This is a genomic window from Eleftheria terrae (assembly GCF_030419005.1).
In the GTDB taxonomy this organism is placed as follows: Bacteria; Pseudomonadota; Gammaproteobacteria; order Burkholderiales; family Burkholderiaceae_C; genus Caldimonas; species Caldimonas terrae.
The window spans coordinates 458,861-483,064 of record NZ_CP106953.1; the positions used below are offsets into that span (position 1 = coordinate 458,861).

The 24,204-nt window shown below is 66.2% G+C and carries 8 protein-coding genes, 2 pseudogenes and 1 other annotated feature; of the genes and pseudogenes, 9 read left to right on the forward strand and 1 reads right to left on the reverse strand.

Annotated elements, in window-relative coordinates; all coding sequences use genetic code 11:
• Nucleotides 1–1,731: 1,731 nt before the first annotated feature.
• The 5 genes and pseudogenes from N7L95_RS28815 (at nucleotide 1,732) to N7L95_RS28835 (ending at nucleotide 7,291) form a co-directional block, all read left to right on the forward strand.
• Nucleotides 1,732–2,983 (forward strand): annotated as a pseudogene (locus N7L95_RS28815) (site-specific DNA-methyltransferase).
• Nucleotides 2,984–3,034: 51 nt separating this feature from the next.
• On the forward strand, nucleotides 3,035–3,262 hold the full coding sequence (locus tag N7L95_RS28820) for a hypothetical protein (protein WP_301261053.1): 228 nt from the start codon (nucleotides 3,035–3,037) through the stop codon (nucleotides 3,260–3,262).
• Between the two features lie 218 nt (nucleotides 3,263–3,480).
• Nucleotides 3,481–4,596, forward strand: coding sequence for an IS5 family transposase (locus N7L95_RS28825; RefSeq protein ID WP_301261054.1), 1,116 nt, complete (start codon nucleotides 3,481–3,483; stop codon nucleotides 4,594–4,596).
• 1,968 nt (nucleotides 4,597–6,564) lie between these two features.
• Nucleotides 6,565–6,846, forward strand: a complete 282-nt coding sequence (locus N7L95_RS28830) for a hypothetical protein (RefSeq protein ID WP_301261055.1) — start codon at nucleotides 6,565–6,567, stop codon at nucleotides 6,844–6,846.
• A 1-nt stretch (nucleotide 6,847) separates the two neighbouring features.
• Nucleotides 6,848–7,291 carry a hypothetical protein gene (locus N7L95_RS28835; RefSeq protein WP_301261056.1) on the forward strand — a complete coding sequence of 148 codons (444 nt, stop codon included), beginning with the start codon at nucleotides 6,848–6,850 and terminating at the stop codon, nucleotides 7,289–7,291.
• Nucleotides 7,292–7,496: 205 nt separating this feature from the next.
• Here N7L95_RS28835 and N7L95_RS28840 read toward each other — a convergent pair whose 3' ends face one another.
• The gene (locus tag N7L95_RS28840) at nucleotides 7,497–8,363 is read right to left on the reverse strand and encodes a HupA family protein (protein WP_301261057.1); all 867 of its coding nucleotides are present in this window, start codon (nucleotides 8,361–8,363) and stop codon (nucleotides 7,497–7,499) included.
• Between the two features lie 1,679 nt (nucleotides 8,364–10,042).
• Here N7L95_RS28840 and N7L95_RS28845 point away from each other — a divergent pair.
• From N7L95_RS28845 to N7L95_RS28860, 4 genes and pseudogenes are all read left to right on the forward strand, one after another.
• On the forward strand, nucleotides 10,043–11,722 hold the full coding sequence (locus N7L95_RS28845; protein ID WP_301261058.1) for a ShlB/FhaC/HecB family hemolysin secretion/activation protein: 1,680 nt from the start codon (nucleotides 10,043–10,045) through the stop codon (nucleotides 11,720–11,722).
• Nucleotides 11,723–11,797: 75 nt separating this feature from the next.
• Nucleotides 11,798–22,672, forward strand: coding sequence for a two-partner secretion domain-containing protein (locus N7L95_RS28850; RefSeq protein ID WP_301261059.1), 10,875 nt, complete (start codon nucleotides 11,798–11,800; stop codon nucleotides 22,670–22,672).
• Between the two features lie 4 nt (nucleotides 22,673–22,676).
• Nucleotides 22,677–23,126, forward strand: coding sequence for a hypothetical protein (locus N7L95_RS28855; protein ID WP_301261060.1), 450 nt, complete (start codon nucleotides 22,677–22,679; stop codon nucleotides 23,124–23,126).
• Nucleotides 23,127–23,453: 327 nt separating this feature from the next.
• Nucleotides 23,454–24,187: pseudogene (locus tag N7L95_RS28860) on the forward strand (IS3 family transposase); the annotation flags it as partial.
• Nucleotides 23,732–23,848 (forward strand) — a sequence feature (AL1L pseudoknot). (Overlaps the previous pseudogene by 117 nt.)
• Nucleotides 24,188–24,204 lie beyond the last annotated feature (17 nt).

Genomic DNA, 24,204 nt, shown 5'->3' on the forward strand with positions numbered 1-24,204 from the left:
TATTTCAGCAGCCTGCTAGAAGGACGTTCCGAGGCGCGGCCGTGACCCGGAGTTCCAGCCCGATTTCCCGCATACCGACTTCAAGGTGGAACCCGAGCAAATGTGGCGGCTCGTTGAGCTGACGGACATGATCACGTGCTCGTTTCGGGAGCACCCGTTTAATCCAATGCTAGGCGGTGCGCGTTTCGGACTTTATGTAGCGAGAGGCCACCAGAGAGCTTCGGTGATCTGGCAGGGGCGATTCGACGACCAGGGCGAGCCGATTCGGGCGCTCTACGACGCTGTGCTGAAACTCGGCAAGATGGCGCGCGGTGAGCTTTAAGTGCCGTCAAAGCCGTCAGAATGAGCGCCTCGCCGAAGGTGATGAGAGGGGTGCGACGGCCGGAGGTCGAGCCGCGGCATTAGGTGTGGATGCGTGCGCAGCGCTATGGCTGGCAGGAGATCGCCAACACGGCCTGGCGCCGGTGGCTGGTGGCTCTGCAGGTCGTCGTGGATCGACTCAACCAGCAGGCCGTTGATGCCAGCGCTCCTTTGCGCACCCAGGTGCACCTGAAATGCGGCTATAGCTCCCATGCGCGCCCTCAAGCGCTACTTGAGGGCTGCAACACTTTGGCCGTTTTTGGGTACATTTTTGGGTACGGTGGCGCAGGGACCAGCAGTAGGGAGTAATCTCCCGGAGCGTAAAGCAGACCTTGGTAGCCAGAGTTACTTTGCGCTCCCGTCCGCGGCGATAGGAGGGCTGGCGCTCCCACCCGCGGTGTAGCCGGCGCGTCGGAGCACAAGACGGCCGGCGTCGTTCTCGGTACAGTTCGAACTGCGACTGCACAAGGACCTTCTGTAGAGCGACGCGATCCACCTCGGATCGCTGTTGGCGCCCTCATCGCCAGCCCACGGGAGAGTTTGTGGGTCCTTCCTTTTGGTACCCAATGCGGGCGGAAAACCCGCGACGCTCATCTACCGGTTGATGCAAACCAAGGTTTGCGGAGTTCGCGGGCGGTAGTGCCTGGTCGACGTCGTTCTTCAGCCGGACTTCGCCATGGATCTCGCATCCAACCAAGTCGGCTTTAGCAAAGGCCTAAGGTGCGCAACGCTCGCTCGAAGAAGCCGTTGCCCATCCAAGGCATGAGGTGCGCCCCGACCGTCAGCGCGAGAACCATGAAAAGTGCCAACTTGTGACCTCTAGGGTAGACTCGAAAGGCCTCGGTTGCCCGCGCGAATACAGCGAATACCGCGTATAGAGAGAGCGGAAAGGCGACAAACCCTCCGAGAAAAAAAACGGCTCCCACGCCTTCATGGAAGTTGCACTGAGGACCCATTACCAGCCTCGCAACGGCTTGCAGGGCGATAGCGGGGGATAGCCCCAATAGGAGACCGGTAGCGAGTGGCCGGACTGCTGCCCAGTGCCACTTCGAGAGCCGAACGCCTTGCATCGCCAAGTTCCTCCAATTGCTTCTGCCGGGGCAGGAGTGAATCACGTTCTCCCGGTTTAGCCCGCTTCTACTTGCTGCGTATCAATGGCGAATACCGTCGGCCTCATCAGACGAGGCACAGCAGCGCAGGCGTGACCGTTCCTTCGTGTTGCCTGCAGGTTCTAACCAAACTTTTGACCGGGCCTCGACCAGTCATTACAGATGCTCCTGCGGTCGTGTGCCCGTCTTCCTGGTGCCGGCCTCAGCTCAGGAGCCAGACCTCCTCCTGAAAAATCAAATGCTCCCTCCCAAGTCGCCCGCCGTGAACTGGCTGGCCGCCAAGATCGAGCAGTGGCCGATCGAGCGGCTGCTGCCCTATGCAAATAATGCCCGCACTCACTCGGAGCAGCAGGTCGCGCAGATTGCAGCGAGCATCGTGGCCTACGGCTTCGTCAACCCGTGCCTGGTTGGCTCCGACGGCGTACTGGTAGCCGGCCACGGCCGGCTGCTCGCCGCTCGCAAGCTCGGCCTGAAGACGGTGCCGGTGATCGAACTCGCGCACCTGACCGAGGTGCAGAAGCGGGCCTACGTGATCAACGACAACCGCACGGCGGAGCTTGCGGGCTGGGACGACGGGCTGCTCCGGCTTGAGCTGAAGGCGTTGGACGCCGAAGGCTTCGATCTGGACCTGACCGGCTTCGACCCAGACGCGCTGGCCGAGCTGCTGCAGGGCGAGGAGCCAGATCACGATGGCGCGACTAACGACGATGCAGTTCCGGAGCCGGGGGGCGCGTCCAATCCCCCAGGTGGGTGATGTGTGGCTGATGGGGAAGCACCGCCTGGTCTGCGGCGACGCAACAAACGCCGAGGCCTATCAGCTGCTGCTGGGCGATGGACAGGTCGACATGGTGTTCACCGACCCGCCCTATAACGTCGCGTACACCGGAAACCCGATGCACCAGAAGCGCGGCACGGCCCGTCCCATCCTGAACGACGCTCTGGGTGCCGGCTTCCAGCGGTTCCTCGCTGATGCCCTATCGCTGATGGTCCCGCGCTGCCGAGGAGCGATGTACATCGCCATGTCCTCCAGCGAGCTGGACAGGCTCCAGACAGCATTCCGAGAGGCAGGCGGTCACTGGTCTACCTTCATCATCTGGGCGAAGAATCGCTTCTCGCTGGGAACCGCGGACTACCAGCGCCAGTTCGAGCCGATCCTCTACGGCTGGCCGAAGGGCGCCAAGCGTCACTGGTGCGGGGACCGCGACCAGAGCGACCTCTGGCAGATCGATCGACGAGCAAAGAACGACCTGCACCCCACGATGAAGCCGGTCGAGCTGGTGGAACGAGCGATCCGCAACTCGAGCAGGCCGGGTGACGTTGTCCTCGACCCATTTGCTGGCTCGGGAACGACCCTGATCGCCGCTGAGAAAAGTGGCAGGGTTGCGCGGGTGATGGAGCTGGATGCCAAGTACGCCGACGTGGTTATCCGCCGCTGGCAGGAGTGGACAGAGCAAAGTGCTGTTCGTGAGTCAGATCAGCAGCCATTTGACGCACTGGCCGCCGTCTCTGTTTGAGCGCGGGCGCTTCATGTGGTTGGATCGCAGCGATCGCAATACGAAGAAGGAATGATCGTGACGGACCGTGCACAGCAGTTCGACCATCTTGAGAGCATCGATCGGAACATCGAGAAGGTGAACGCGCGACTCGCGGAGCTGGAGGAAACAGCGAAGGCCATTCCACAGGGGCACTTCGAGGAGGCGAACAGCAAGACGCTTATGGCCGCCTTGCGAGCAGCGCTGATTGTTCTCGAAGACCAACGCCGATCCATTCCTACGTCCGGCGGTGTCGTATAGACCGACGGGCACTGTTACGGCCGGCAGTGCGCGAATGCTCGGGCGCACAACCGATGGTGCGCACTCTGGTACGGCATCGGCACGGTTCAGCGTTTATGGAAGGGACTTGTCATGGCAACCCTAGCAGGCTGCTGAAATACCTCGCCGTCGGCAGCGCATCCTGGCGGAGATGCGGCACAGTGTCACCCAGCACCCGAACCTGAATCTTGTTGCCACCTATGCGCGGTCCCGACACCTTCACCGAGAGCCTGTTCAGCGTCAAGAAGCTGGACGACTTCGTGCCGGCCACGCATCCGCTGCGGGCGATACGCGCGATGGTCAACGACGCGTTGATCGAGCTTGAAGACATGTTCGCCGACATGTATGGGGACGCCGCCAAGGGCGGGCGTCCGAGCATCGCCCCGCAGAAGCTGCTACGGGCGATGTTGCTGCAGGTGCTGTACTCGGTGCGCTCGGAGCGACTGCTGATGGAGCAAGTGCAATACAACTTGCTGTTTCGCTGGTTCATCGGCCTATCGATGGACGACAACGTGTGGGTGCCCACGGTATTCAGCAAGAACCGACAGCGCTTGATCGAGCACGATGCGGTGGTCGCGTTCTTCAACGAAGTGCTGGCGCAAGCCGAGCGCAAGAACTGGCTGTCCAAGGAACACTTCAGTGTGGACGGCACGCTGATCCAGGCGTGGGCCAGCCACAAGAGCATTGTGCCCAAGAAGGCCGGCGACGACGACGACGCGGGCGGTGGCAGCAGCAACGATGGCAGCGACTTCCGGGGCCAGCCGCGCAGCAACGACACGCACGAATCGAAGACCGATCCAGACAGCCGCCTGTATCGCAAGGGCAAGACTGCCAGCGAGATGCGCTTCATGGGCCACACGCTGATGGACAACCGGCACGGCCTGATCGTCAATGCCGTGGTCACTCAGGCAGACGGCTATGCCGAGCGGGCGGCGGCCCGGGCCATGATCAACGATGCCCGGCAGGTCAACCCCGAGGCAGAGATCACGCTGGGTGCAGACAAGGGCTACGACGCGGCGCAGTTCATCGCCGAGTTGCAGCAGCTCAAGGTCGAGCCTCATGTGGCGCAGAACAAGTCGGGGCGTCGCTCGGCGGTGCCCGATGAGATCGCCCAGACCGACGGGTACGCGTTGTCGATGCAATGCCGCAAGCGCATCGAGCAGGCCTTCGGGTGGGCCAAGACCATCGGCTCGATCCGGCAGGTGATGGTGCGCGGACTCAAGAAGGTGGACCAGTTGTTCGTGCTGAACATGGCGGCCTACAACTTGGTGCGCATGCGCTCGCTGGGACAGGTCCGTCTGCAAGGCGCCAGATGAGCAGCGCAGGCGCGCAACTCGGCCCTCCACAGGGGCGAACCGGCCTGGAAATGCCCCTTCTGACACTCCTCGCGACGGCAGCTACCGAAACTCCATCAGCTCGCGGGTCGAGGTAGGTGCTTCAGCGCAGTATTTCAGCAGCCTGCTAGGAGGCCAGAGGACCGCTCTCGACGCACCCTCAGATTCACCCGTGGCAGAGGCACTTGGTCGGGGGCTTCGCAACTTCACGTGGGTACCAGTTGTTGAGACGTACGACATGCTGCGCGATGGCGTTGCTTTCAGCTGGAACGGTGCTAGGGCTGGCCTTGGTCTGTCCTATGACCAGAACCTGCGGGCGTCGAGCGGTGCCGGGCGATATTTCCAAGATGGCGGCTCGTTGCTTGGCTACTATGGCGAGGCGATAAGAGAAGGGGTTAACTCCACCTTAGACTTGGCACGAGCGGTAGGGGCAGGAGATCCGGAAAGAGCCGCGGAATCGACCTTTAGTTTGGCAGGGCTGATGCTAGGGAGAATGCGCGGTAGTCCGACAGCTGCAACGTCGCGGGGGAACTTCACTCTAGGCAATGTTGAAGTCGGCGCAGCTTTCCCCCAAAGAAGCGTTGCCTTTGGTCCGAGCGCCAAGGGCTTGGACATTCTGACCCCCGACCAACTGGCGCTTCATGAGCGCCTTTCAGCAGCATCGTTCCAAGGCACTCGGGCCGTAAAGGCGCCTTGGGGAACCTTGTATTCGGTGACGTGTCGGCTCTTTCGAATGCGACTGGCGGGAGCACGCCGTTGTACGACTGGGCAATGGGTCGCGTATGTTGGTTCGTGGAGCTGCAGACAATGTTTCGGATGTACTGAAGCTTGATGTAGACCGTCTTATCGTGCACTCTCATCCGAGAGATACGCTCTACCATTTGGCACCGTCCGGAGAATTCGGCGATGTTGGTTATCTGTGGCGCCTGAAGCAAAATCGGAGCTATATCGTGACCACTGGAACCAGGGCGCCTGGAACTGACTACTGGCTGGGAACTTTTGACAATCAAGGTTATTGGCGCGCCCTAAACAGCCCACCCATGATGCCTGCGGGTGGAAACGTATTGCGATAATCATCTGCTGCCATCCGAGGAAAATTCAATGAATGAAGGTTTCAAGGCAACTCGTTGCCGCATATGTGGCGGTGAGATATTGACATTGGGTGAGCTAAACCGTGTGCCAATCATTGACCCGTACGCTTCCGCCCACAGCAATGAATTGCTTCCACTGGTCGGCGCATCTGTGCACATTGACTGTTGGGCACAACATCCCTTGTGGCGAGAAGTGGCTCGCCTCGCGATAGCGGACTCCCGTCTAATGTTTCGAGATGGGCGGGCTTTGCTAGATTCTGAATATGCGGGGGCGTGGGTTAAAATTCCAAACGGCTCTCCTTCCGGAACTGGGGCGTTGTTCCTAGCTCGGTCTGCTTACGTGTACTCCAATCTACTGGGCGCCGATGTGAAGGGCGGCTTCGCAAGCGGCAGCGCAGACGACGTTTCGACGATGGTTAACTTCCTTCGTCTTGTCAAAAGCGGTGGAAGCATTGAGGCTGCCAACCGAGCCGTTCCTGAGATATCCATTGAATCACCTCGCCCCGGGAGTAGTGTCGTCTTGGGCTTTGGCGACTCAGAGCGCTTGCGCATAAATTTATACCTCGACGATGTTGAATTCATTGCCGAAAATTAGACGCATCCCGTTGCGCTTTGCGCATGGCGAAAGTCCGCTTCGAGCGGACTTTCTACTTTTGGCAATACCGGAAGTGCTAGCAGCCTGGCTATTGGGGAGACGCCGCCGCTACTGACGCTTTCGCGACAACCTGGAACGGTCACAAGGAACGCTCTTAGCGATGCCGAGTTTGCTCAAGCGCAGGACCTTGCTTCGTTCCGTGGTGGTAAGTTCGTCGGGGCGCCGACGGATAGCTTCCCCGGCATTGACGGATGGCTCGACGGTGTGCCGACCCAGTTGAAAATTGTGACGGGCAATGGCGAACAGGCGGTTCTTCGCAACATCGTCAAGGGCGCCCGGAACATATCCGCTCAGGGTTACGTCGGCGACATCGCTGTGGACGCGACCCGAACAGGAGTCAGCATCGACGGCTTTGCCAAGTTCGTGACTCCTAACACGCCGGTCGGACGCATCCTGAATGAAGGCTCAGTAAACAACGTTTACGTCAAGTTCGGCGACGGCTGGCTCAACATCACGCAAGGCACGCTCGTTGTGCCAGGGAGGTAATGTGTCCAACAGCGTCTTCGTTCCGGTTCATCGACTACCCGCATCCCTGGGCGAGGTTCAACAGGCGGTCGGTCGTGCATTCGAAGGGTTTGGTCTCGCGCCACCTGAAGTGCAACTGCATGAGCCCACCAGTCCGCCAAAGGCTCTGGCAGATTCAATCGTGACGGTTCGTGGCAACGGCGTTCATGAGCATTGCTGGGTCTCCTTCGGCGAATACCCAACCGAGCTCACGGGCGATGACGCCGCGACCCACATGGGCGACGTAACAACGCGAGGAAGTTGGTTGTTTGCGGCAGTTGTGGTTATGGCACTGTTCGAGTTTGGTGGGTCAACAGCCTTCAACGATTCGGGTGAACTCGATGGCCGGCCGGAGTACGACGCGGAGGCCCTTCGGCGAGTGATTGATGCAGGGCTAATCGCAGGCAATCAGTACTTGGCACGCTGAAGCGCAGCATCCGAGTCCAGGCCGGCCACCGGCCGCCCGTGAGGGCTTGCCCTTGACGCGGTGGTGCGCCCACCGATGCTCGCCGTGTGCAGTGCCTGGCCGTTGAAGGCCTGGCACCGCACATGGCAGAGGGCGACTCGCCCCCTTCCCTGGGAAGGGCGGGGGGATGGGTTGGAGCCGCTGCCGAGAGGACGTAAGCGTCTAGCTAGTTCCGCTTTGCCACAAACGCCCCGGCAACTGCCTCGTCGGGTCCCCCATGGAACACGCCGCGAAAGTTGAACGTGCCACCAATCTCGCTGCCGTTCGGCCCAAAAAACTTGCCTTGCACGAATCCCTGATCATCTGCAAAAGCACATGTGAAGATGTTGGCGTTCACCGGGACCGTCCCCGTGCAGCTCAACGACGTGATGAGTGTCGAACTTGCATCCGATGGGTCCCATGTGGCCCAGGGTGTGGAGTAGAGGGACGTGAGCCATACCTGGAAGTCGAGCAGCGTCACGGTCACGCTGCGCGTTGTCGCGTCGTAGGTAATGTTCGCTTTTGCTGTCGACTGGTCGTACCGGTCGAACCATGACATGTCAAACGAATAGAGCTGTGCGGTGCCGTGACTGTGGCCCGCGTAGCTGCCGCTCTTCACCGCGTCGACTTGCGCTACCGGCGTCGGCGTGCCGAACACGAAGCTGCCAACCACTTGCCTTTCACCCGAAAAGTAGCCGCTCTGGTAGTCGCCGTAGTATTTCCAGTTGCCCATGCCCACGTGGACGATCCCGCTGTCCACCAGTGTTTGGACCGACGCCAAGTAACGCCGGGCAGTGTCAGCCGGAGGAGCGCCTTTGCTTTCAGAGCCCTTCACTTTGAAGCCGTTCAGCTCGACGTCGTACGACGCGGAGGCCTTGAGACGTGCAGGCAGAACCACGAGCGGGCTGAGGTAGTAGCCACCCCTGAGAGAGCCGCTGACAAACTCCAACTCATACCCTGAACTCATGCCGTGAAGTGCGAAGTCCAGTTCGACCTGATTGCCCGTGATGGACCGGCCCGGGTAGCGGTTCTGCATCACGACGAAGGACTGCACGTCCGTGGCGATGACATTGGCGGGAGCTGGAGGCGCTTCAGGGGGGGGCGTAGGGGCCGGCGCGGGGGCGGGTGGGGGCGGTGCTACCGGTGGCGCCTCGGGCGCGGGGGACGGAGAGGGCGCTTGGTTGCGAGGTGGGAGCGAAGGTGCAGGCTCTGCCGCGGGCGGGGGGGCCGGCGTCGACGGCACCTGCTCCTGAGAGCTGGAGCTGGAGCCGCCCCCGCCGCATGCAGCCAAGAACAGGGGCGTCAACAGGGCGAGGCGGTGCGCGAGTTGAGTAAACGTCGTTTTCATTCTTTTCCTACAAAGTGTCCACGTCATCATCGAGGCGCGATCACGCCATTGCATTGGCCCAAACGCCAAGAAGCCGAACCGCTCGGCGGCGAAAGAGACATGAATAAGCTTTGCGGTCCTGCGCTGTACTGTCAGCTGGGGGAGGCGACCCGGGAGACTGGTTGATTTGGGCTACGCCCCGGCCCTCGCTCACTCTGTGCGGGCATAGGCCTGTAGCCTGGACCATCTGAGTGTTTGTCGCTGGCCGCCTAGCGTCGCTTGGACGAGTTCCTGGCGCCGTTGCGCGCGAGCGCCGGCGAGTGTAGCGGTTCTTCGGTCACCGGCCACAGTCGTTGGAGTTGGAGTCGACCCGGTTTCACGGACACCGCATCGTTGAGTCCGAGGCCACAGGGCGGGTTCGGGTTGAGGTATAGGGGCGGTCAAATGGCGATACCAGGACGCGCGCTATGGCTCCTAGCGATCGGCAGACCGGCGCCTGCTCAACGCTCGGGCCTACCGACGACTGTCGATGTCGTCACCCGACGGCTCGGCACGCTCCGAAGCTGTGGTGGCGAGGGTACGCATGGGTCAGTGGACCTCACCGCGGGCTTCCTTCAAGCTGGCTTGATGCACTTCCCGTTAGCAGTGCACGCCATACACCGGCAGGCCCAGCTCGATGTGGCGCCCCGCGCCAGAAGCCCCGCCTGTCCCTGTCCCACAGGTCCTTGGCGCACAGACGACGCTGTCGGTTATGGAGCGATCCCCAGCTGCCGCTCCGCCACACCTCTCCATGACGTCCGATCCAGCGCATCACCGTGTTGCCTCTCAGTGGCGCGATGGCCCGCGCCCGAGGGCATCGTGGAAGGCAAGAACCGCCAGAGCCTTGGACACGGGGCCAGCCACCCGGCGTGGACGAGGCGCCGGGAATCGTGGGAAGCGCGCCGTGCAGCGAAGGCCGCTTCGCCCGTCGGGTCGGGCTGGCCCTTGCGGCTTGATCGTGGGTCCGCAGCAGTCGCCATGGCTGCCTGGCGCAATACATGGATCCGCCTTCCCCAAGACGAGGGGTTGTACCAGGAAGGCACCCTCGAAATGCCAACTAGTTCCTCATTGGTTGGCTTTCGACTCGATAGACTCGTCACTATTTGACACATTCACGCTCGACGTTCGGACTTGTCGCCGTCCTCCGCTCAGCTTTGCTGTGGGCGCGTGGCATGTGCGGCGCACTGGCACTGCACCGGCTAACGGCCGGTATGGGTCAGCCCGACGCCGGCGTCGTTCGAAGGCGCGAAGCAAGAACAACGATGAGAGTTTCGAACACGCGGCGCGCGCATTCCGGCATGCGCCACTGCCGCACATCCCGCGTGGGAGGGCATATGGCCGGCACAGCGGCGGCGGTCCTGGTCGCCATGAGTGCCGCCTCCTCTTCCTGGGCGCAGACATCGACCCTTGAACCCGGCGCCCGCGAGCAACAACTGCGAGAAGAGCGCGAGCGAGAACTGCGCAGGCAGCAGGAGACGCGGCCAGACGTGCGCCTGCCCCGCCCTGCCACCGTCGAGCCGGACTGGACGCAGCCCGAGACGCCGTGCTTTCGCATCGAGCGCGTTCGCCTGGTCGGCCAATCGGCGGATCGCTTCGGCTTTGCATTGGCCTCGGTCATCGGCGGCGCGGATCGCGCGGTGGGTCGCTGCCTCGGTGCCCGCGGCATCGCGGCGGTCATGGCGCAGGTGCAGAACGCCATCGTCGAGCGCGGCTTCGTCACCACCCGGGTGCTGGCCGCGCCGCAAGACCTCAAAAGCGCAGAGCTGGTGCTGACGGTCGTCCCCGGCCGGGTGCGGCAAGTGCGCTTCGATGCCGAAGCCGGTGGGCGGGCCACCGCCTGGAACGCCGTGCCGGTCTCCCGGGGCGACGTCCTCAACCTGCGCGACATCGAGCAGGCGCTGGAGAACTTCAAGCGAGTGCCGACGGCCGAGGCCGACATCGAGATCCAGCCCTCGACCGCCGCCGATGCGGGCCCCGGCGACAGCGACCTGGTGATTCGCTGGCGCCAGGCGCTGCCGCTGCGGCTGGCGCTGTCGGTGGACGACGGCGGCTCCCGGGCCACCGGCCCCTACCAGGGGGGCGTCACGCTGTCCTATGACCACTGGTGGACCCTCAACGACCTGTTCTACCTCAGCCTGAACCACGACCTGGGTGGCGGCGAGACGGGTGAGCGCGGCACCCGGGGCTACACCGCCCATTACTCCCTGCCGTTCGGCTACTGGTTGCTCGGGGCCACGCTGAGCGAGAACCACTACCGGCAGGCGGTGGCCGGCCCCTACGAGACCTACCTCTACAGTGGCCAGAGCCGCAATGCCGAGCTGCAGCTCTCGCACGTGGTGTACCGCGACGCGGTGCGCAAGACCACCGCGGCACTGCGGGGCTGGCTGCGCGCCTCGCGCAACCACATCGACGACACCGAGGTCGAGAACCAGCGCCGCCGCACGGCGGGCTGGGAGGTGGCGGCCAGCCACCGCGAGTTCATCGGCACCGCGACGCTGGACGCCCGCCTGGCGTACCGGCGCGGCACCGGCGCCTTCGGTGCGATGGCCGCCCCGGAGCAGTCCTTCGGCGAAGGCAGCGCGCGCATGAAGATCATGAGCGCCGAGCTGGGCCTGTCCGGCGGTGCCAAGGTCACCACACCCTGGGGCCCACAACAGCTGCGCTACAGCAGCAGCTGGCGCGCGCAGTGGAACCGCACTCCGCTGGTGCCGCAGGACCGCTTCTCCATCGGCGGGCGCTACACGGTGCGTGGCTTCGATGGCGAGACGGTGCTGTCGGCCGACCGCGGCTGGTTGCTGCGCAACGAGATCGGCCTGGCGCTCGGTTCGAGCGGCCAGGAGGCCTACCTCGGCCTGGACCACGGCGAAGTGAGCGGGCCGTCCGCCGCCTGGCTGGTCGGCCGACGGCTGACCGGGGCGGTGCTCGGCCTGCGGGGCGGGTGGCGTGGCTTCAGCTACGACGCCTTCGCCGGCACCCCGGTCGCCCGACCGGCCGGCTTCCAGGCGGCCCACACCGTCACCGGCTTCAGCCTGAACTGGTCGCTCTGAGCGACCGTCGGCAGCCACCCGCCGCTGTGCGGCGTGCGGCGGCTTGCCCTTGTCCCTGACACGAACAACAAGCGCATGAACAAGCAGCTCTATCGCATCGTCTACAACGCAGCCCGCGGGCTGTTGATGGCCGTCGCCGAGACCGCCAGCGCCCATGGCAAGGCGGACGGGCCCGGCGGCTCCACGCGCACGCTCGGCGCCACGTTGAGCCCGGTGGCCTTTGCGGCGATGGTGGTGATCGGCAGCTTGGGCCTGCTGCTGGATCCCGCGCAGGCCCAGATCATCGGCGACCCCAACGCACCGCGCCAGCAGCGGCCCACCGTGCTCAACGCGGCCAATGGCGTGCCCCTGGTCAACATCCAGGCGCCCAGCGCGGCCGGCGTGTCCCGCAACACCTACAGCCGCTTCGACGTGCAGCGGCAGGGCGCCATTCTGAACAACTCGCGCACCCACGTGCAGACCCAGCTCGGCGGCTGGGTGCAGGGCAATCCCTGGCTCGCCAAGGGCCCGGCGCGGATCATCCTCAATGAAGTGAACGCGGCCGACCCGAGCCAGCTGCGCGGCTGGCTTGAAGTGGCCGGCCAGCGGGCGCAGGTGGTGATCGCCAACCCGGCCGGCATCACCTGCGACGGCTGCGGCTTCATCAATGCCAGCCGCGCGACCCTGACCACCGGCACGCCGGTGCTCACCGATGGCCGGCTGGACGGCTACCTGGTGGGCCGGGGCACGCTGCGCGTGGAAGGCGCCGGCCTGGATGCGACACAGGCCGACTACACCGAGCTGATCGCCCGCGCCGTGCAGGTCAACGCGGGACTGTGGGCCAACACCCTGCAGGTCACGACCGGGGCCAACCGGGTGGCGGCCGACGGCGCGACTGCAACACCGGCCGCCGGCGACGGCACCAAGCCGGCCTTCGCCATCGACGTGGCCCAGCTGGGCGGCATGTATGCCGGCAAGATCCGGCTGGTGGGCACCGAGGCCGGCGTGGGTGTGCGCAATGCCGGCACGCTGGGGGCGAGCTCAGGGCAGCTGGTGGTGACGGCCGATGGCCGGTTGGAGAACGCGGGCGACCTCAGGAGCAGCGAGGCCATGCAGGTCTCGGCCAGCGCGGTCAGCAACACCGGGCGGCTGCATGCCGGTGGCGAGCTGACGGTGGCCTCCCACGGTGAACTGGTCAACGACGGCGTGATGGCCTCGGCAGGCAGCGTGTCCCTCGATAGCGGGCAGGACGTGCGCAACAACGCAGGCGGCCTGCTGGTCGCGGGCCTGCAGGCCGACGGCCGCCTGGGGGCCAGCGGCCACCTCGCCGTGCGGGCCGCGCAAGCGCTGGTGGCGCAGGGCCGCAACGTGGCGGCGCAGGCGTTGTCGGCCCGAGGCCAGCGGCTCGACCTGTCGGGCAGCGAGACGGTTGCCAAGACGATTGCGCTCACCGCCCGGCAAGGCGACATCGACCTGGGGCGCGCCAGCGTGCAGGCGGAGCGCGTGACACTGCAGGCGGCCCAGACGGTGCGCACCGACGCCGGCACGCTGCAGGCCGATGAGCTGCGGCTGCAGGCACAGGCGCTGTCCAACCGGGGTGGCACCTTGCTGCAGACCGGCGCCACCGCCCTGCAGATCGAGCTGGCCGACACGTTGGACAACAGCGGCGGGCGCATCGCCACTCAGGCCGAATCGCTGCGGCTGCAGGCGGGCGCGCTGCACAACACCAAGGGCCGCATCGAGCACGCCGGCGCCGGCACACTGAGCGTGCGGGCCAACGTCATCGAAGGCGCCCAGGGCACCCTGCTGAGCGGCGGCACCCTGGCGCTGAGCGGCGGCCAGGTGACGCTCGACGGCGCGACCACGGAGGCACGCCAGGTCGGCATCCAGGCCGAGGCGCTGAGCCACCGGCAGGGGCGCCTGTTGCACACCGGCGGCGGGCCCGCCACCGTCGAGGTGGCGCAGACGCTGGACAGCACCGGCGGCCGCATGGCAAGCAACGGCCGGCTCGCTGTCCGTGCCGGGCAGCTGGACAACCGCGGTGGTGAGCTGCAGTCGGCGCATGCCGAGGGGCTGCGGCTCGATGTGCAAGGCCGGCTCGACAATGCCGCCGGCCGCATCGAAAGCGCCGGCAGTGCCACGCTGCATGCGGCCACGCTGAACAACGCCGAGCACGGCCGCGTCACGGCGGCTGCCGCCCTTGACGTGCAGGCCGGTCAGCACTTGGACAACAGCGGCGGCACGCTGGCTGCCGGCGGGCCGGTGACGCTGGCCACGACGGGGGCACAAGCGCGCATCGACAACGCCGGTGGTCGGGTGCAGTCGGTGCAAGCTGCCGTGTCGCTGACAACGGCTGGCCGGCTCGACAACAGCGGCGGCCTGGTCGTTGCAGAGGCGACCGGCGCCTCGCTGGAGATCGCGGCGTCGCAGCTGGCCAACCGGGGTGGCACCGTGCAGGCTGCTCAGGGCGCCGTCAAGCTCGACGTGCTGGGCCGCTTGGACAACAGCCAAGCGGGTGCGGTGCAGGCGGGCACCACCGCCACGGTCTCGGCCGGCACACTGGACAACCAGGCAGGCCGCTTGACGGCACAGCAGACGCTTCACCTGCAGGCACAGGGCGCGGTGGACAACCGCGGCGGGCTGCTGGCGGCTGGGCAGTCACTGGCGGTGCAGGCAGGCGACCTGCAGAACGCGGACGGCCGATTGCAGGCCCTGGCCGGCGATGCCGAACTGGCCCTCACTGGCCACCTCGACAACACCGCCCGCGGGCAAGTGCAGGCCGGCCGCAACTTGAAGGTGGAGGCTGCCGGACTGAACAATGGCGGCAGCCTGTACGCCGTCGGCCGCTTGCAGGCCGCCGTTGCCGCACGGCTCGACAACACCGGCATCCTCGCTGCTGGCGGCGACACCCGCCTGACGGCGGGCGAGATGGTCAACCAGGGAACAGCAGTGCTGGCTGCCGGCCTGGGGGCCGATGGCCGATTGACCGGTCAGGGTACGCTGGAAGCGACGACCACAGGGCTCCTCGCCAGCAAGGGCCAGCACCTCGCCACCGGCGATCTCAAACTCGAAGGCACCCACCTCGACCTCACCGGCAGCCAGACAGCGGCTCACCACATCACGCTCACCGCCACCACCGGTGAGGTGGGGACCCAGGCGGCCCGGGTGACGGCGGGCGGCACGCTCGCCGTGTCCGCCCACGCCAGCCCCACCGCGGGCTGGAACAACGCGGGTGGCCGGGCCTCGGCCCAGCAGCTGCAGCTGCAACTCGGCCACCTCGACAACACCCGGGGCGACCTGGCGCAAACCGGCCAGGGCCCGGCGCAACTCGTCGTGACCGGCACGCTGGACAACACCGGCGGCCGCATCGCGGGCAATGCGGCGTCGCTGCACCTGGCGGCGGATCGACTCATCAACACCGAAGGGCGCATCGAGCACGCCGGCGAGGGCCGGCTGCAGATCGAGGCGCGCCAGCTCGATGGCCAACGTGGCCAGATGGCGAGCAACGGCGAACTGGCGGTGGCTGCCGGCGCCCTGGTGCACGACGGTGCCCGCATGAACGCCGAGCGCCTGAGCCTGGCGGCCGCCAGCCTGAGCAATGTGGACGGCCACGTGGTGGCCACCGGAAACGCGGCGGCCAGCATCGACGTGCAAGCCCGGCTGGACAACCGGCGCGGCCTCATCGCCACCAATGGCGCGGCGGCGCTGCACGCCGGTGAGCTGGACAACCGCGGCGGCACCGTGCAGGCCGCGGGCGACGCCGGCCTGTCGCTGCACGCCAGCGGGACGGTGGACAACTCGGCGCAAGGCCGGATCCTGAGCGCGGGCCACGCGAAGCTCGACGCCCAGGCGCTGCTGAACGCAAACGGCCAGCTCACGGCCGGCGGCGCACTGACCGTCACCTCGGCCGGCACCATCGACAACGCCGGCGGCACACTGGCGGCCCAAGCCGCCGTGACATTGCAGGCGGCCCGCCTCGACAACCGCGCAGGCACGGTCGCCTCGGTGGGCGACCAGCTGGACATCGGCACCGAGGGCCGTACCGACAACACCGGCGGCCGCCTGCAAAGCCGGGAGCGCACCGTGCTGAAGACCGGTGGCCTGCTCAACGCGCAAGGCACCGTCACCGCCGGGCAGGTGGAGATCGACACACGCGGCCAGTCGCTGGACAACGCCGGCGGCACCCTGGCCGCCCAGGGCGCGCTCACGGTGCGCAGCGGTGAGCTGAACAACCACGCCGGTCGCCTGCAGGCCGGCGGGGACCTGCAGGTCACCACCCAGGGCGAGCGCCTCGTGAACACCGGCACGGGCGCTACGGGCGGCATCAGCAGCCAGGGACGGACCACGCTGGACACCGGCCTGCTGGACAACCAGGGCGGCTTCATCGGCAGCCGTGGCGCGATGGCCGTCACGGCTGCCGCTGTCGACAACCGCCTGGCCGGCGTCATCAGCAGCGAGCAGGCGCTGAACGTGCAAGCCACCGGCGCGGTGGACAACCGCGCCGGGCAGATGCAGGCGCTGCAGGACCTGGGCGTGCAGGGCACTGCCCTGGTCAACACGGCCGGCCTGCTGCGGTCGGGCGCGACGCTGGCAGTCCACGCGAAGACGATCGACAACCGCGAGACGGGCAGCGGTGCTGACAAGGGCCTGGAAGGCCGGTCGGTGACCCTGACCACCGAGACCCTGGACAACCGGGGCGGCGCCATCCGGGCCGACGAGCAGCTTCAAGTGGTGAGCCGCGGCCGCATTGACAACTCGCAAGGCCGGATGTCTTCGGGCGGATCGCTCAGGCTGGCAGAACGTGCTGAGACAGCGCCCGCCGACGTGAGTGCGTCGCCACCCACCCTGGCGATCAAGAACACGGGCGGCACGCTGCTGGCGGGCCAGTCGCTGAGCGTGAATGCGGCGCAGCTGAGCGGCGACGGGCGGCTGCTGTCGCAAGGCGACCTGTCGCTGGACCTCGCCGGTGACTTCGACAACAGCGGTGAAGTGCGCGCCACGCGCGACGGCCGCGTGGCCATCGGCGGCCGGCTGCTCAACAGCGGCAGCCTGACCGCCGGGGGCCGCCTCGACATCGCGGCGCAGCACCTGGACAACCAGGCCGCTGGCGAGATCTCAGCGGGCACCACCCACCTTCAAGTGGCTGGCACGCTCACCAACCGCGGCCTGATCGACGGAGAACGTGTCCGTATCGATGCGACGCAGCTCGACAACCTGGGCACCGGCCGCCTCTACGGCAGCCAGCTGGCGATCGAGGCCCAATCACTGCGCAACGATGCCGAGGGCGAGCGTGCCGCGACGATCGCTGCCCGCGAGCGCCTGGACCTCGGCGTGCAGACAGGCGTGAACCGCGAGCACGGACTCATCTTCAGCGGCGGCGATCTGGCGCTGGGCGGTTCGCTCGACAGCCAGGACCGCGCCACCGGCCAGGCCGGCAGCTTCGGCAACCACAGCGCCAGCATCGAGGTGCTGGGCAGCGCCCGGCTCGACGTCGGCGAACTGCGCAACAGCAACGAGCACTTCAGCACCGCCACGCGGGTGGAAGACGGTGGCCGGCGCATCGTGCACCTCGTCAACGGCCGCGAGTACAGCAACGCCGAGGTCATCTTCTCCAAGAAGCGCAGCACCCGCGAGAGCGAGGAGCTGTGGACGCTGGACGACAGCACCTTCTTCAACGACGGCACCCCGCTCGGCGAGGTCGACGACAAGTACCTGCTGCTGCCGTCGGAGCGCTACCCGTTCTCCCGCTTCGGCCCGGCTGGCGGCCTGCACCGGGTGCCGGAGGCGGCCTTCTCGCCCGACCGGTACATCCGCGGTGAACTGCAGTCGCCCGAGACCTACCGCTACGGCCCCTCCAGCCCGCTGTGGGACCTGTTCCGCGTGCAGAAGCCGGACGCGGAACCGCCCGCCTATGCGCCGCCCTGCAATTCGGACTGCTCGGCCGACCAGCAGGCGTATGCGGCGTGGAAGCAGCGCAACCATGCGCGCTATGTCGCGCTCAACGCCGAGATCGAGGCCTTCGCGGCCGACGTGCACTCGCGCCGCGTGGCGGTGTGGGACTACCTGGACGTGAGCGAATCGCGCCACACCCCGGTGGTGCAGCAGTCGAGCCCCGCGCGCCTCTCGGTGGGGGGCGACCTGGTGCTGCACGGCAGCCTGGTGAACGACAAGAGCCAGGTGGTGGTGGGTGGCGCCCTCAGTGGTGACGTTGGCCGCGTGCAGAACGTCGGTGCGCAAGCCGAGGGCCGGGCCGTGCGGGACGGCGGACGGGTGCACACCTATTTTGCGAGCGATGATCGCAAGTACAGCTGGGCGCCGCACCACACGGAGCAGTCCTTTAGCGTGGAGCTCGGCGTGGCCCAGGTGCAGACGCACACCACGCCCGGCTACGGCGGACAGGCGCCAGTGGCGACGCCGGTGCAGCCGGTGGGCGCGACCATCGACAAGGCCGGCAGCGCGAATGCTAGTGCCAGGATCGGCCAGATCGTCGAAGTGCCGGCGCACATCGGCACCGTCGTCGCCTCCTCCGGCCAAACGGTGAACGCCGGTCCGGCCGGCTCGCTGCCGGCATCCGCCAGCCAGGCACCGGGAAGCGCTGGCGCACCCCTGCCCCCGGCGGCGGCCACGCCGGCCGTGGCGGTGTCGGGCCCGGCGAGTGCCGGCACGCCCACACCGTTGGTGGTGCGCACCGTTGCGCCACCGCTGGTGCTGCCCAACAGCAGCCTGTTCCTCACCCGACCGGAGCCAGGAGCGCGTTACCTCGTCGAGACCGATCCCCGCTTCACCCAGCAGAAGCAATGGCTGGGATCGGACTACCTGCTGCAGCAGTTGGCCGCCGACCCGTCCGCGGTGCAAAAACGCCTGGGCGACGGCTTCTATGAACAACGCCTGCTGCGCGAGCAGGTGGCCCAGCTGACCGGGCGGCGCTTCCTGGACGGCTATGCCGACGACGAGGCGCAGTACCGGGCGCTGATGAACAACGGCGCCACGGTGGCCCGGCAATGGGGCTTGCGGCCTGGGGTGGCGCTGAGCGCCGAGCAGATGGCGCAACTCACGAGCGACATCGTCTGGCTGGTGGAGCGCGAGGTGGCGCTGGCCGATGGCGGCTCCGCCCGGGTGCTGGTGCCGCAGGTCTATGTGCGAGTGCAGCCGGGCGACGTGACGGGCGACGGCAGCCTGATCGCCGCGCGCGACATCGACCTGCGCCTGCAGGGCGACCTCGACAACAGCGGCACCATTGCCGGCCGGCGGGTGGTGCAGATCAACGCCGGGAACATCGCCAACCTGGGCGGCCGCATCAGCGGCGGCGAGGTGGCCTTGCAGGCGAGCGAAGACCTGCGCAACCTGGGCGGGGTTATCGATGCCGGCAAGCGTCTGGAGGTGACAGCGGGGCGCGACCTCACCGTGCAGAGCACCACGGCGAGCAACGAGTACGCACAAGGCGGCCGGGTCAGCCTGGACCGGGTGGCGGGGCTCTACGTGAGCCAGCCGGCGGCGCTGCTGCTGGCTTCCGCCGGGCGAGACCTGAACCTGCAGGCCGCCCAGGTGAACAACGCCGGCGAAGCCGGCCAGACGCTGCTGGCCGCGGGCCGGAACCTGACCCTTGGCACGGTGGCCACCCACCAGCAGCACAGCACGAACTGGAACGCGAAGAACTGGCATCGCGAAGCCAGCAGCCAGGAGGTCGGCTCGGTCGTGCAGGCGGCGGGCGACATCCGCCTGCAGGCCGGCCAGGACCTGGCGGCACGCGGCGCGAGCGTGAGCAGCTCGGCCGGCGCCATCGCAGCGGCGGCGGGCCGGGATGTGGCGCTGGAGGCGGCGCAGACGAGCCAGTCGATGGAGCAGGCGCACTACTACGTGAGCAAGAGCCTGACGAGCAAGACCCGCACGACCACGCATGATGCGGTGGCACAGACCACGTCGCAAGGCAGCACGCTCAGCGGCGAGACCGTGAGCGTGCAGGCCGGGCGTGACCTGGCGGTGCGCGGCTCGGGTGTTGCGTCCACCCATGGCACCACCTTGCAGGCCGGGCGCGACGTGGTGGTCGAGGCGGTGCAGGAACTCACTGACGAGAGCCACCTGAAGGACAAGCGCAAGAGCGGCGTCTTCAGCAGCGGCGGCAGCCTGACGCTGGGCAAGCAGCAGAAGAGCACGGCGACCGACACCAGCGTCACCACGGCCGCCCGCTCCACGGTGGGCTCCACCAACGGCTCGGTGACGATCAAGGCGGGTGGCGCTTATCGCCAAGCGGGCAGCGACGTGGTGACCCCGCAAGGTGACGTGGACATCGCGGCGCAGCGGGTGGACATCGTCGAAGCACGCGAGGCTGTGCGCAGCGAGACCGAGCAGCGCTTCAAGCAAAGCGGCCTGAGCGTCTCGGTGAGCAGCCCCGTCATTGCGGCGCTGCAGAGCACCGCCCAGGCGGCCGAGGCCACCAGCAAGGTGCAGGACAGCCGCATGAAGGCGCTCGGCACAGCGACCACGCTGATGGCGGCCAAGGACGCCGCGCAGGCGGCCAGCCAGGCGGCAAGCGGCGAGGCGCTGAACGTCAGCCTCACGGTGGGCTCCAGCCGCAGCGAGAACCGGCGCACGGATGAGCAGTCCACGGCGGCCGGCTCTCGGTTGCTGGCGGGGGGTGACGTGCGCATCAGTGCCCGCGGGGACGGGGCGCGCAGCGATCTCACCGTGCAAGGCAGCCAGGTGCAGGCCGGCGGGGACGTGAAGCTGCAGGCCGAGGACGAGCTGCGGCTGCTGGCGGCACGCAATACGGTGACGCAGCGCAGCAGCGAGAAGAGCTCCAGCGCCGCGGTGGGCGTGGCCATCAGCGTGGGGCAGCAAGGCGGCGCGGCCTTCGGCGTGACGGCCAGTGCCAGTGCGGCGCGCGGCAAGGCCGATGGGCAGGACGTGGTGCACACCCACACCCGCATCGAAGCGGGCAAGACGGCCAGCCTCGCTTCGGGCACCGACACCACGGTGCGAGGGGCGGTGGTGAGCGGAGATCGGGTGCAGGCGCAGGTGGGTGGCGACCTGAAGATCGAGAGCCTGCAGGACACGAGCAGCTTCAAGAGCCGCAACGAGAACGCCGGTGGCAGCGTCACGGCCGGCATGGGCTTCAGCGCCAGCGGCAGCTACGGCCGGGCCAAGGTCGAGGCGGACTACGCCAGCGTGCAGGAGCAGTCGGGGATCCAGGCCCGCGATGGCGGCTTCGACGTGGCGGTGAAGGGCAACACCGACTTGAAGGGCGGCGTGATCGCCAGCAGCGGCAAGGCGGTGGAGGCCGAGCGCAACCGGTTGAGCACGGGCACTTTGACGACCTCGGACATCGTCAACCGGGACTCGTACCGCGCTGACGCGGTGAGCCTGAGCGGCGGTGGCAGCGTGAGTTCGTCGGACAGCGGCAAGGCAATGGCAAAGCCGGTGGGCGACGGTGTGGCGGTGCAGGGGTTCGACACGAAGTCCAACGGGACGGCCGCCGGTATTGCGAGCGAGAGCGGCTCGCAGCGGAGCGTCACGACGGCTGGCATCAGCCAGGGGCAGGTGGTCATCGGCGATGAAGCGAAGCAGAAGGCGCTGACCGGTGGATCGGCTGAGCAAGCGGTGGCGGCGGTGGATCGGAAGGTCCTCAGTGGCATCGATGCTGGCAATGGCCTGAAGAAGGAGTGGGATGGTGAGCTGCTCAAGGACCAGGTGCAGCTGGGTGTGCAGATCACCGCAGAGGCCAGTCGCCGAATGCCAAAGGCCTTGGGGGAGTATGCCGACAACAAGCAACGTGAGCTGCTGGTGGAGGCAGCACAGGTCACTGATCCTGTGAAACGGCAGGCTCTGGTCGATGAAGCCGGCAAGTGGGGAGAAGGCGGCGTCTATCGCGTTGCAGCGCACGCATTGGTCGGTCGCCTTGTCACGGGAAGCGGCGCCGGCGCAGCAGGTGCGGCCGCGAGTGCCGCCACTGTTCCGGTCATCGGTGACCAGATTGCCGCACTCGATGCGCCGGAGCCCATCAAGCACGCCTTGGTCATGGTCGCTGGAGCGGCCGTCGGTGCGGCCGCCGGCAACGCAGCTGGCGCGGCGGCCGGCTTGGCCCAGACGAGCAACAACTACCTGCAGCACCACAGCAAGATCCTGGACCCGAAGGTGCAGCAGGCGATCCTGCGGGCCGGCGAAGACTGCAAGGGGCCCGCCAGCTGCTCGAATGCCGTGGCGATGCTGGATGCGCAAGCGAAGCTGCTGAGCGACGACAAGATTGCTGCAATGTGCGGCGGCGATCCCAACTGCGTGGCCGATCGGCGGATTGAGCGCTCCTTCTATGTACAGGCACGGGATGCGGCCACGGGGCGCTTGACTCCGGACGTGGCGGCGGCGAGTTTCCTGCGAACACTCTCTGACGCACCGTTCTCGGAACAGCAACTTGGAGCCGCGATATCACGGATCCAAGAAGGGAAAGGGTCAGAGCAGCCCGTCGATAAGTATGTACGCCATGAGCTCGCCTCGAACCCGGTGATGTTCGGAGCGGTACTTGGCTTGTCCCTCATCGATACCGACGGGGGAAAAGGCACGGCAAAAGCGCCGTCGCAGCCTCTACCCGGAATGCAGCGACCGCCCCGTTCTCCGAATCAAACATTCCCTCCAGACGTAGCCGTGGTCGAGGCGATGCGGACTCCCCATATCACCAAGCTGGTGAACGAGCTCGACTGTGTCGACTGCTCAGAAATCGCCGAACGCTTATACAGGGCCTCCGGCGGTAAGGGTCAGATCCTAGAGGTGACCCCGAAGCGGAAGAACAACCTGAATGTATACGAAAACGGTCAACTTTCGATCCAACAGAGGTATCACCAGATTTATACGGACGGACGCTACGTATATGATCCTCGCTTGTCCCCAGAGCCGATCCCAAAGGGAGACTGGGAGCAGCATATGAGGGCGACGAACCCCGAGGGCATCACAATCTCCGACAAGCTGAAAGGTCTGCGGTGACAGTATGAATACGACCGAGCCGATAGATATTCTTGATGTGATTGAAAGTATCTCGTCTACTGAGTGGAGAAAAAGAACCGGAAGGATCGTTAGCTATCTTGAGGGCCCGCAGTTCATCACGGTCGATCAGTCCCATATTCCTCCCACAGTGCACTTCCGTTTTGAGATTGAAGATCCACGCGTAGTTGCTTTGCTGCAGGAAGCAGTGCAAAGCTATGAAGGGTTAATTCCTTGGGCGATGGTAGGAAGGCAAAGGGAATTGCTGAGCGGGACAAATTGGGTTATTTGCCCGAAGCGAATGATTGAAGTAAAAGCACTCGCCGAGCAGTCCCGAATCACGGCAGCACAGTATCTTGCCGCAACAGACCCATCGTTCGGGCCTGTCGCACACGACGATCTAATTGGGCTCACAGCTCATATTGAGCGCTTGATTGATGCCAGGAGAAGCGAGTAAGGCAACGGAAATTCCGGCTTGTTGGAGAAACGGGAAGGCAGTGCGACCGTATGCCATGCGTTTACATTCGAGTGCGACCGTTTTCTTGATAACGCCGAGACGTTCCGTCTAGCAGGCTGCTGAAATGCTGCGCTGAAGCACCTACCTCGACCCGCGAGCTGATGGAGTTTCGGTAGCTGCCGTCGCGAGGAGTGTCAGAAGGGGCGTTTCCAGGCCGGTTCGCCCCTGTGGAGGGCCGAGTTGCGCGCCTGCGCTGCTCATCTGTGGGATTCGCAGACTGAATCGCCCGAGATTTGTGGAGGCTCCAACTCTTGAGAAGATGGAGCCATGAAGAAGTCGAACAAGTTCTCACCTGAGGTTCGCGAGCGCGCAGTGCGGATGGTGCAGGAAGCGCGCGGGGAGTACCCGTCGCTATGGGGCGCAGTCGAATCGATCGCGCCGAAGATTGGCTGCGTGCCGCAGACGCTGCTGGTTTGGGTCAAGCAGTCAGAGGTGGAGGCCGGTACGCGCGCGGGCACAACGACCGCGGAGGCGCAGCGCGTGAGGGAGCTCGAGCGCGAGGTCAAGGAGCTGCGCCGGGCCAACGAGATCCTGAAGCTGGCCAGCGCGTTTTTCGCCCAGGCGGAGCTCGACCGCCGTACGAAGTCTTGAAGGCGTTCGTCGACGCGCATCGGAGTGACTTCGGGGTCGAGCCGATCTGCCGGGTGCTGCAGATCGCCCCGTCGGGATACCGACGCCATGCGATGCGCCGGCGCGAGCCGGGCCGCTGCTGCGCACGCACGCAGCGCGGTGCGCAGTTGATGTCGGAGATCGATCGGGTCTGGCAAGCCAACCGGCAGGTCTACGGTGCCGACAAGGTCTGGCGCCAGCTCGGGCGTGAAGGCATGAAGGTGGCGCGCTGCACCGTCGAGCGCCTGATGCGCAGGCTGGGTCTTCGCGGCGTGATTCGAGGCAAGCGCGTTCGCACCACGGCGGCCGATGCCAAGGCGCCGTGCCCGTTCGACAAGGTCAACAGGGTGTTCCGGGCGGACCGGCCCAACCAGCTGTGGGTGAGCGACTTCGTAAGCTCCCCCTGTGA

Excerpts from the sequence above, each read along its gene's own strand:
- N7L95_RS28855 (WP_301261060.1), top strand. The coding sequence starts at position 22,677 with ATGAATACGACCGAGCCGATAGATATTCTTGATGTGATTGAAAGTATC.
- N7L95_RS28850 (WP_301261059.1), top strand. The coding sequence starts at position 11,798 with ATGAACAAGCAGCTCTATCGCATCGTCTACAACGCAGCCCGCGGGCTG.
- N7L95_RS28845 (WP_301261058.1), top strand. The coding sequence starts at position 10,043 with ATGAGTGCCGCCTCCTCTTCCTGGGCGCAGACATCGACCCTTGAACCC.
- N7L95_RS28820 (WP_301261053.1), top strand. The coding sequence starts at position 3,035 with ATGATCGTGACGGACCGTGCACAGCAGTTCGACCATCTTGAGAGCATC.
- N7L95_RS28825 (WP_301261054.1), top strand. The coding sequence starts at position 3,481 with ATGCGCGGTCCCGACACCTTCACCGAGAGCCTGTTCAGCGTCAAGAAG.